This is a genomic window from Neisseria sp. P0021.S006 (assembly GCF_051956895.1).
The window spans coordinates 1-1,362 of record NZ_JBQCWZ010000373.1; the positions used below are offsets into that span (position 1 = coordinate 1).

The following is a 1,362-nucleotide window of genomic DNA, read 5'->3' on the forward strand; positions in this document are numbered from 1 at the left end:
ATATCATTCAAATTCCCGGCCCGGCCGGTTTGCTGGAAACCATCTACCTGCCAAGCGCACAAGACTCCGCCCGCGGCGTTGCCGTCATCAACCACCCCAATCCCCTGCAAGGCGGCACCAACACCAACAAAGTCATCCAAACCGCTGCCAAAGCCCTCAGCCAACTCGGCTTCCATTGCTACCTGCCCAATTTGCGCGGCGTAGGCAATAGTGAAGGCGAACACGACTACGGCCGCGGCGAAACGCAAGACTGCATTGCCGTTATCGACTACGCCCGCGTGCAACATCCTGACGCGCCGCAATTCGTCCTGGCAGGTTTCTCATTCGGCGGCTACGTTTCCACCTTTGCCGCACAAGCACGCACGCCTGATTTGCTGTTGCTGATGGGCGCCGCCGTCCATCACTACACCGACCGCCCGGAACCATCCGATGTTCCTGATGTCGCCAAAACATTGATGATCCATGGCACGGAAGACGAAGTCGTCGAAATCAACAAAGCCCTGACATGGGCAGAACCACAAGGCCTGCCGGTTGTAACCATTGCCGGTTCGTCCCACTTCTTCCACGGCAAACTCATCGTTTTACGCGATACGATCACACGGTTTGCACCGGCTTTATTAGGCTAAAATCCGGCTACACAATAAAACAAGGCCGTCTGAAAGCTTTTTCAGACGGCCTTGTTTGTATGAAACCTTTATTATCTAAATATCAGGCTCAAGTATTCAGAAATCCATCAAGGATTTTCTACTTAACATATCAATTCTGAGTCAACCAATACTGCAAACCAATCAAAGTCTTACCATCTTTGATTTCATCGTTTACCAATGCATTGCGCACCTCGTCCTTGCTCATCAGGACGGTTTCAGTAATTTCATCTTCATCATTGCTCAATTCGCTACCCAAACGCACGCCTTGCGCTTGGTAGAGATACATTTTCTCATCACAAAAACCAACTGCAGTATAAAAGGAGTACAACAGTTTGACACTGTCGGCGACATATGGCGTTTCTTCTGCCAACTCACGCAAAGCGCATTCGGCAGGATCTTCGTCCGCCACATCCAATTTACCCGCCGGCAATTCCAACGTCGCCTGATCGGCGGCATAACGCCATTGGCGCACCAAAACAACTTTGCCGTCTTCCGTTTCCGCCAACACACACGCAGCACCCGGATGGCGGATCACAACTCGTTGGCTTTCATTGCCGTTGGGTAGGCGAACCCGATCGCGGCTGATGGTAACAAAAGAACCTTCGTAGATTGGCTCGCTGCTTAATTTAGTTTCTTTCAAATCCATTTTTTACCTCATTTCCAAATTATTAAATATTAAAGGCCGTCTGAAATCCTTTTTCAGACGGCATAGATA

General features: G+C 50.1%; 2 protein-coding genes. One reads left to right on the top strand and one right to left on the bottom strand.

The window, feature by feature from the left end:
- The first annotated feature begins 2 nt into the window (after nt 1-2).
- The gene (locus ACTHUM_RS14230) at nt 3-626 is read left to right on the top strand and encodes an alpha/beta hydrolase (RefSeq protein ID WP_440403192.1); all 624 of its coding nucleotides are present in this window, start codon (nt 3-5) and stop codon (nt 624-626) included.
- Nucleotides 627-756: 130 nt separating this feature from the next.
- Here ACTHUM_RS14230 and ACTHUM_RS14235 read toward each other — a convergent pair whose 3' ends face one another.
- Nucleotides 757-1,293, bottom strand: coding sequence for an NUDIX hydrolase (locus tag ACTHUM_RS14235; protein WP_070459909.1), 537 nt, complete (start codon nt 1,291-1,293; stop codon nt 757-759).
- Between the last annotated feature and the right edge of the window lie 69 nt (nt 1,294-1,362).